The organism is Yoonia sp., assembly GCF_042093035.1.
Lineage (GTDB): Bacteria > Pseudomonadota > Alphaproteobacteria > Rhodobacterales > Rhodobacteraceae > Yoonia.
In genome coordinates this window covers 36,117-43,989 of the sequence record NZ_JBELFI010000010.1, presented here as the reverse complement: position 1 = coordinate 43,989, position 7,873 = coordinate 36,117, and the positions used below count along the sequence as shown (strand labels likewise).

Below are 7,873 nucleotides of genomic sequence, written 5' to 3'. Positions count from 1 at the left end.
GTCAGGCTCATAACCTGAAGGTCGTAGGTTCAAATCCTACTCCCGCAACCAAATCGATGGTGAATATCCCTAAGTCCTCCCGAAATCGGAAACGGCTAAGGGCCGACTTTTACGCCGCACGCGACACCACAATGATGCCGTTACCGTGGCTGCGTGCTGCTCCGCCGTTCACGGATCATTGTCCGTACTGCAACTTCAGAACGCTCAAGAGTTGCCGATAGTAGCCTCGATGCCGGTGACGCATATGCAGTCCTGCGAAAACCGGTTGGGTGATGATCGGCGCATCTTTCACGCCAATGCACGTGCCTGCCGCAGTCAGCTTATTTGCAGAGTTTTCCAACACATAGGCTGTGCCAGATACCGACATCAGCAGATCGACCATGCCAGCGTTTTGCCCGATCGACAATGACGCTTCGGTCAGTTGTGGAAGAAATGCGGCGTGGGTTTGTGAGAAGGCAGGCGCATAATTTGCCAGAATGTAGCTGGATTTGTCGACATTTTCCAGTACGTCCGTTTCCGTTGAAACCATCACGTATGATACCTCTCCCAATTGTTCGAAATACAGGTCAGGCTGCATCTGCGGGGTATAGAGGACGGCGATGTCCTGCGCGCCGGACACGAGGTCTGCACACATCTGACTGGAATAATCGGCCTCAAAGAAGAAGGCCGTTTCGGGGAGGACACGCCGAAATTCGTCAATCAGCCGGTTAATCCGAATACCCAGCAAATCATGTTGAAGGCCCACACGGGTTGTGACACCTGCCAAGCCGACATCGCGCGTCGCATTCAGGGCAATCACCCAGTTGTGCCGTAGCGCGCGTGCATGTGGCTCAAACCGCAACCCTTGCGTCGTCAACGCCGTGCCCGAACGGGACCGCGCGAAAAGACGCGCGCCGACAAGCCCCTCCAAGGTCTTTATGCGACCCGACACCGTTGATTGCGTGACCTGCAGCCTTTCTGCCGTTTGGTTAAAGCTCTTGGTCGCGCAGAGATCAAGAAACGTGTCGATAAGTTCAATTTGCATTGACGCCTTATGCACTAATCGAAAAAGCCGATCAATAATGCGCTCATTTGGTGATTGATTAATTTCCGATCCGGCAAAATAATCACACCAATCGGGAGGCGAGACACATGACCACAACACGAACAAGACCAGGGCGAAGTGGCGGCCGCGCCGCGCGTGTCGCCCTGAGAAGTGCGCCGCTTGCGGAAGACGTTCGCCCGGTTCGCCCGGGCATGTCCGGGGGGCAATATAAACCCCTTTCCGATGCTGATGTTGCCAAGATACACGGCTCTGCCCTTGATGCGTTGGAGCAGATTGGCCTGTCGCAAGCGCCGCCATCTGGTGTGGAAATCCTGACGAAAGCCGGTGCGATTCTCGGCGACGATGGTCGGATCCGTTTCCCCCGTGCATTGGTGGAGGACATGCTTTACAAAGCCGCAAGAAACATCACTTTGCACGGCCGTGAAGAGAAATACGACCTCGACCTGTCAGGGTCCAAAGTCCATTTCGGGACGGCTGGTGCTGCGGTTCATGTCGTTGATCTGGAAACAAACACTTATCGCGACAGCACCGCGCAGGATTTGCATGATGCCGCCCGCATCACACATGTTCTTGATAATCTGCACTTCTTTCAGCGCGCGATGGTCGCGCGCGATGTTCTGGACCCCCTGGAGCTAGACCTCAACACGATTTACGCCGCCTGTGCCGGCACGACCAAACATATTGGCACGTCTTTTGTCGGCCCAACCCACGTCCCTCCCAGCATTGAGATGTTGCACCGGATTGCCGGTGGTGAAGATGCATGGCGCGCGCGGCCGTTCATGTCCAATTCGAATTGTTTCGTGGTGCCGCCGATGAAATTCGCGGAGGAAAGCTGCGAAGTGATGGAGGCATGTATCCGGGCCGGAATGCCTGTTTTGTTGCTTTCTGCAGGGCAAGCGGGCGCGACTGCACCAGCCCCGATCGCATTGGCCATTGTTCAGGCGGTTGCGGAATGCCTGGCTGGTGTCGTCTATGTCAACGCGATGGCGCCGGGGCATCCGGCGATCTTTGGCACCTGGCCTTTCGTGTCGGATTTGCGCACGGGTGCGATGTCAGGCGGGTCGGCGGAACAGGCTTTGCTGACCGCCGGTTGTTCGCAGATGCACAAGTTTTACAATCTGCCCGGCGGCGCTGCTGCCGGTATCTCTGACTCCAAGCTGCCGGACATGCAGGCTGGATGGGAGCAGGGTATCACGAACGTCCTTGCCGGATTGTCTGGCCTGAATATGGTTTATGAAGCGGCGGGGATGCACGCGTCGCTTCTGGGGTTCTGTCTTGAATCGCTCGTACTCGGCGACGATATTCTGGGGCAAGTGATGCGCACTGTCAGAGGCATTGATGTCACCGAAGACAATACATCCATCGAGGCGATGAAAGCGGTTTGTCTTGGCGGTCCGGGCCATTACCTGGGCTCAGATCAGACGCTTGCATTAATGCAGACCGAATACATCTACCCGACCCTTGGCAACCGGATGAGCCCGAAGGAATGGAACGAGGCTGACCGTCCTCAATTGCTGGATCAGGCAATCAAGCGCAAGAATGAAATCCTTGCCAACGAGAAGATCAAATTCGACCCTGCCTTCGATGCGGCCATGCGTGCCGACTACAATATTTTCTTCAAATAGGGGCGTTCCATGCACTACGGCTATATTGGACAGGGTAATCTTGGCGCAAACTGTGCGGCCTGCCTGCTGCGCGCGGGACTGGACGTCACTGTAACCGACATCAGCAAAGATGCTGCAGGGACTGCGATGGCAGAAGGCGCGTCATGGGCAGACACCCCGGCAGAATTGGCCGCAAAGGTCGATCATGTGATTACCTGCCTGCCATCGCCAGCAGTGTCCGAAGCCGTCAGCGCTGAAATGTTGCCGCTGATGCGGGAGGATGCGCATTGGATCGAAATGTCGACGCTGGGGCGGGAGGACGTGCTGGCATTCGAAAAAATTGCCGCCACGCATAATGTGCGGATGATGGAGCTACCTGTGACGGGTGGTGTTCACCTTGCGGCGCAGGGCAATATCACAATGCTGGCGGGTGGTGACAAGGATATGTTTGACCTGCATTTGCCCGCGCTGAAGGCGATGGGCAACCAAGTGTTTCATATGGGGCCGCTTGGCTCTGCTTCGATTATTAAGGTGATAACGAATATGCTTGCCTTCATTCACCTGAAGGCATGCGGTGAAGCGTTGATGCTGGCAAAGCGCGGCGGCCTTGATCTGGCCCAAGCATGGCACGCGATAAAAGCCTCATCGGGGACGTCTTTTGTCCATGAAACCGAAGGCGCATTGGTGCTGAACGGGTCGTATGACGTAGCTTTCAACATTGATCTCGCTTTGAAAGATCTCGGCTTTGCGATGGGCTTTGGTCGTGAATTTGAAGTCCCGCTTGATCTCGCGGCAGCGACAGAGCAAACCTACGTTGCCGCCCGTGCGGTCTATGGGGGTGATGCGCAATCGCCGATGATCGTGAAACTTCTTGAGGATCTGTTGGAGACTGATTTGCGCGCAGAGGGTTTTCCTGCACGGCTGACCTAGGGGTATTCGCCGGTCGAAAATGTCCGATTTCGGCGACGATTTTCAGGTCAGAGCGTGAAACTCAATGTACCCAAGCCATTGCCCGTGGCCCGCTCAACGAAAGATTGCCTGCCAAGTGCGGTGCAATTTACCCAACAGGGCCGGATCATGTGCTAGTAGGGCGACGTCATTGTCCGACACGATCAGGGTGACGCCGGTGTCGTCTGTCATCACACTATCGAGCGAGATCAGCTTTTGCGCGTCAGACTGCTCTGAAAGCGCAGCTTCGGCCTCCAGAAAGTCGTTTGCTTGATCTTCCCAGATTTTCTCAAGTGCCGTGACTTCACCCTCGCTGTTCACGACCTCACCAGCCCTGATATGCAGCATGGCCGAAATGCCAGCAGCATTGGTTTTCAGGAACCGCTCAATTGGTGTGCCGGTCATATCAACAGAGGCATCATCTGCCGCAACATCCCAGATATCCATCAGGTCAGCGGCGGGCACACCTCGTTCGCCGGACCCTTCAAATGGCTCTGGCGGCAAACTGCGGACCGTCACTCGGTCGGCTGCGTCAAAAACCCCTGACAGAAGCGCCAAAGCCATGTCCAACGTCTCCGGTTCTTCGCGAGAGATCGTCTTGCCGATGATCGCTTCATCAAATGTGCCACGCCCGGACACAGACGTGAAGCCACGCAAACGGCGTCCGGCAGCGACAAGCTGCACCGACGTCTGGCCAGATGAGAACACCAGCGCACGCTCCAGGATCGTTTCATCAATTTCGCAGAGCATCGCGAAAAGCGGTGATGGTGCACCCAAATCAGAGATCACCCGCGCACCGTCTTCAAACACATCATCCGTGCCGACGAAGGCCTGCAGTTTCTGCGCCAATGCTGTCAAATCGCTCATAAGTTTGATCCCGGCTTCGTCTATTCACTCTGGCCGCTGCTGATGCGGTTCACGCATGCCGTTGCATCGGCCACAAATCCATTCAGGTCCACATCCGTCGTGCAAACGCAACATAGCACGTCGTCGGGTTCATCGGCTGCTCGTAAGAACACATGAACAGCTGATTTATCTGCCAAAACAGCCGTTTGGCCCGGCTTTTCGCCCAAGACGGCTTGGCCGCTCAAACCCAATGTGGCAGCTGCCTGTTTGCACAGCCGGTCCAGCGCCTCACGTGGCAGCGTAGAGGCCGTGTCTGTGACCAAAATCATCTGTGTCGAAAGATCCGCAAATGCAATCGTGCGGCAATCCGCATGGTTTGAAAGCAAAGTATCCAACTCATCCACAACCATCTCAGGCCTACTCTACACAGTTGCTGTTTGCACCGTATTGGCAGGCCTTTCCGCAGAATGCAATCTTGCTTAATTCTGCGGCTCAATCCGGGTAATGGGACGTGTCTTGCGGCGCTCTGTGCCCTCCGGGCGGGCGACCCTGCGCGGCGAAACGGATCTTGGCACGATGGGCGCAGGTGCGGGGATCGAATCCTCTGTGCCATGGGTATAGAGCGGGTGATCCGTGCGCGCGGTGAGAGCAGAGAGTTTCTCAATCGTGTCAATCAGATGTTCTGTGAACGGGCCAGCACCACTGGCATCCCAAAGCTCATAATCCTCACCAGCCTTGATCGCTTGTAGCAGGGACACAGGAAAGATGCCGCCAAACTGGCCCTTTGTCTCACGCGAGACACGTTTGAAGACCCGCAGGCGATCACGTTCATTGGTCAATTTGTCATAGCGTGTAATCAACAGAATCGAATTTTGCTGCACGATCTCCGGCATGTTTTCCCAAACCGCCGCCTCTGATTGACGCCAGGCTTGGTTCGCGTGGGTGCACCAGATCACGGCATCGATTTCTTCCAGCATCCGTTCCCAGACGATGGATGACATATTTGGATCGGAAATACCGGGAAAGTCGATGAGATCGCAAACTTCAAGAATATCGGCCTCAATCGAGAGGTTAATGTAGCGGGTTTCTTCAACTGGCACATCTTCGAGGCGGTTAATCGATACCGGGCTTTGCGACCCATCCACATTCACCCGGTAGGGCGCCTCGCTGCCATATTTGATCCACACGGGAGAAAGCCGCGTCGCAGTCACCTTTTCAGGCAACGGGCGAACACCCATCAGGAGGTTGGAGAGCGTACTTTTTCCGGCGCTGAATTCGCCCATAAGGGCGATCCGGGGTTTGCGCGGTGCGGTGCCAGTGCTCATTCATCACTCCCGATTGCGACGGTTTCGTCGCGCAATTCCTCGAATATATATTCAAACATCTCTTCGCGTTCTTGCTGTGCTTTGATGCCGAATACGTCCTCAAGATCTTCAAAATCCAATTCGGATTTGCGGCTCAGATCGCTGAGCAGGCTGCGCTGCTCGATCAGGAATTGATGTAGCTCGCGCTCTGCGCTTTCGCGGATGTCAGTGGCCTGGCGCTGTTTCAACTCATCAACGATCGGCTTCGTTTCAGCCTCAATCAAATCGTAGAAGCCACTTGCGAATGCGCGATAGCCCTTGCGGCGCTTCCACCAGCCCTTCCACCAAGACGTCTGCAAATCGAGTGCGATCGTTTGCCCCAGAGAGACTGGCGCCGGCACTTCGGGCGGTGTTGGTGGCGTGATCGTGAAGTTCTCAACGGCCACACCAAAGGCTTCGCGACAGATATGTGCAAGGTCTTTGGCAGCAGAGGCGTAGATCTCTTCACAGGTTGATGCCACGTTGCGCCGCATCACCTGATAGCTGGTACGCAACAACATGCGCAGCCCATCCGGGCTATATTGCCAGACTTCTTCTTCGCCTTTGGTTTCCAGATGCTGCAACAGCGATTCAAGCGCGCGATCGAGGAACCGTTTGTGCGATTGGTCAACGCGACCACTGAATTGTTGGAATACCGCATCTAGCCGGTCGTTCAGCAAACTCACATTCTTTGCCTGCAACGTATCGAGATGTTTTTCCAGCTCATCAGGCATCATCACAGCAACGGTATCGCCATCCAGACGCATTGACACCATCGTATTTTGCGCACGTACACCACTGACCAGGTTCAGGGCGCGCTTGCGTGAGGCAGCCAGAATTTCGGCGCCCGATCCTTCATAAATCCGTTCAGACAGGGCGGCGTAGAGCTCCGGCATACCTGAGAGCTGCCAAACCAGTTCTTGCGTGTCCATTTCAGCGACGTCGGCGTTGATCGCTGTTTCAGCCCAGTTATAAAGTGCATCTGCGCTATCTACGTTGATGCCATCCAGTTCATTCTGGAGCGCAATATTTGCCCAATAGGCGCTGCCGAAGATGACCTGCGGGTTTTCGGGGCCGTTGTTGTCTTCAAGTGTTTGCAGGATGCTGTCGCGGATTTCCGGAACCTGCGCTGACGGATCTTGCAACTCGTCGATCCGGTTCACGAAAATCACAACTTCGCGGGCTTTCACGTTTGATATCAATCGGATAAGGCCCATGTCCATTGAGCTGAGCGCTTGATGCGCAGACAGAACCACAACGCAGATACGGCTATCGCGCAATGCATTGATCGTGATCTGCTCACGCATCATGAAGGTATCATTCACCCCCGGCGTGTCACGAATACACAGCGGAATAGGCAGCGCGCTGGAGTTCAAATACAGATCGGCGGATTTCGTAATGTCGGCAAACCGACCCTGCTGATCTTCTTGTTCGAGATCCTCAAAATCATCGCCCATACACACATAGCGCTGGATCAGATCATCCGTGACCTCAGCGTAATTATGCTTCTGGCCCAGAAGCAGTTCAAACTTGCGGCCAAGGCGCTGTTTGGTCTTATCGCGCATGTTGATGATTTGCGCGCGTACTTTTTCAAGTTCTTCGTCGGCTCCGGCACGCGCGGCCAATTCTCCGATTCGTCCACCGTTCTCGATCAGGTGATCCCATTCGTCCTTGCTGAAGAATTGAAACGCCGCAGACGGCGCATCGGGTGGCAACTGCGTGTTCAAATGCAATGAGGTCACAACCGACGTCCACGGATTCACATCGGCTGGCAGCAAATCGGGGTGGCCGACCATGGCGTTTACAAGCGATGTCTTGCCAGCTTTGACCTGACCAATCATCGTCACGCTCGGTTCAAAAGCGTGTAACTGTTTGATGAGCCTGTTTGATTTTTTCTCAGCTTCAGGACCGCCGAGGGTGACGACATCCGCGAGCGTCGCCTCAAGATCTTTGACCTCATCGTCGAATGCATCGAGCTTCTCAAGACCGAGGCGCATGAAGCTGGGCTGTGCCGTCGGGGCCGCGATGCCTCCATCGCCTGTCAGCTCGTCCATTGTCATCTCGGTTCGTCCTCAATATTCGTCATG

7 protein-coding genes are annotated in these 7,873 nt (G+C 55.2%); 2 read left to right on the top strand and 5 right to left on the bottom strand.

Annotated features, from left to right (window positions below):
• Nucleotides 1–175 precede the first annotated feature (175 nt).
• Entirely contained in the window at nucleotides 176–1,024 is an 849-nt protein-coding gene (locus tag ACFDSS_RS03085; RefSeq protein WP_375254294.1) for a LysR family transcriptional regulator, read from the bottom strand.
• A 107-nt stretch (nucleotides 1,025–1,131) separates the two neighbouring features.
• Here ACFDSS_RS03085 and ACFDSS_RS03080 point away from each other — a divergent pair, with 107 nt between their 5' ends.
• Together ACFDSS_RS03080 and ACFDSS_RS03075 are read left to right on the top strand one after the other, a co-directional pair.
• Complete coding sequence (locus ACFDSS_RS03080; RefSeq protein WP_375254293.1) at nucleotides 1,132–2,670, top strand: trimethylamine methyltransferase family protein; 1,539 nt, start codon at nucleotides 1,132–1,134, stop codon at nucleotides 2,668–2,670.
• Between the two features lie 9 nt (nucleotides 2,671–2,679).
• Nucleotides 2,680–3,579 carry an NAD(P)-dependent oxidoreductase gene (locus tag ACFDSS_RS03075; RefSeq protein ID WP_375254292.1) on the top strand — a complete coding sequence of 300 codons (900 nt, stop codon included), beginning with the start codon at nucleotides 2,680–2,682 and terminating at the stop codon, nucleotides 3,577–3,579.
• 93 nt (nucleotides 3,580–3,672) lie between these two features.
• Here ACFDSS_RS03075 and ACFDSS_RS03070 read toward each other — a convergent pair whose 3' ends face one another.
• The 4 genes from ACFDSS_RS03070 to ACFDSS_RS03055 form a co-directional block, all read right to left on the bottom strand.
• Nucleotides 3,673–4,464 (bottom strand): hypothetical protein, encoded by a 792-nt coding sequence (locus tag ACFDSS_RS03070; protein WP_375254291.1) that lies wholly within the window; start codon nucleotides 4,462–4,464, stop codon nucleotides 3,673–3,675.
• A 20-nt stretch (nucleotides 4,465–4,484) separates the two neighbouring features.
• Nucleotides 4,485–4,772 (bottom strand): hypothetical protein, encoded by a 288-nt coding sequence (locus tag ACFDSS_RS03065; RefSeq protein ID WP_375254290.1) that lies wholly within the window; start codon nucleotides 4,770–4,772, stop codon nucleotides 4,485–4,487.
• Between the two features lie 150 nt (nucleotides 4,773–4,922).
• A complete protein-coding gene (locus ACFDSS_RS03060) occupies nucleotides 4,923–5,768 on the bottom strand; it encodes a dynamin family protein (RefSeq protein ID WP_375254289.1) in 846 nt (281 codons plus the stop codon).
• Complete coding sequence (locus ACFDSS_RS03055) at nucleotides 5,765–7,846, bottom strand: dynamin family protein (protein ID WP_375254288.1); 2,082 nt, start codon at nucleotides 7,844–7,846, stop codon at nucleotides 5,765–5,767. The genes ACFDSS_RS03060 and ACFDSS_RS03055 overlap by 4 nt, the downstream gene beginning before the upstream one ends.
• Between the last annotated feature and the right edge of the window lie 27 nt (nucleotides 7,847–7,873).

Excerpts from the sequence above, each read along its gene's own strand:
- ACFDSS_RS03085 (WP_375254294.1), bottom strand. The coding sequence starts at position 1,024 with ATGCAAATTGAACTTATCGACACGTTTCTTGATCTCTGCGCGACCAAG.
- ACFDSS_RS03080 (WP_375254293.1), top strand. The coding sequence starts at position 1,132 with ATGACCACAACACGAACAAGACCAGGGCGAAGTGGCGGCCGCGCCGCG.
- ACFDSS_RS03075 (WP_375254292.1), top strand. The coding sequence starts at position 2,680 with ATGCACTACGGCTATATTGGACAGGGTAATCTTGGCGCAAACTGTGCG.
- ACFDSS_RS03070 (WP_375254291.1), bottom strand. The coding sequence starts at position 4,464 with ATGAGCGATTTGACAGCATTGGCGCAGAAACTGCAGGCCTTCGTCGGC.
- ACFDSS_RS03065 (WP_375254290.1), bottom strand. The coding sequence starts at position 4,772 with ATGATTTTGGTCACAGACACGGCCTCTACGCTGCCACGTGAGGCGCTG.
- ACFDSS_RS03060 (WP_375254289.1), bottom strand. The coding sequence starts at position 5,768 with ATGAGCACTGGCACCGCACCGCGCAAACCCCGGATCGCCCTTATGGGC.
- ACFDSS_RS03055 (WP_375254288.1), bottom strand. The coding sequence starts at position 7,846 with ATGACAATGGACGAGCTGACAGGCGATGGAGGCATCGCGGCCCCGACG.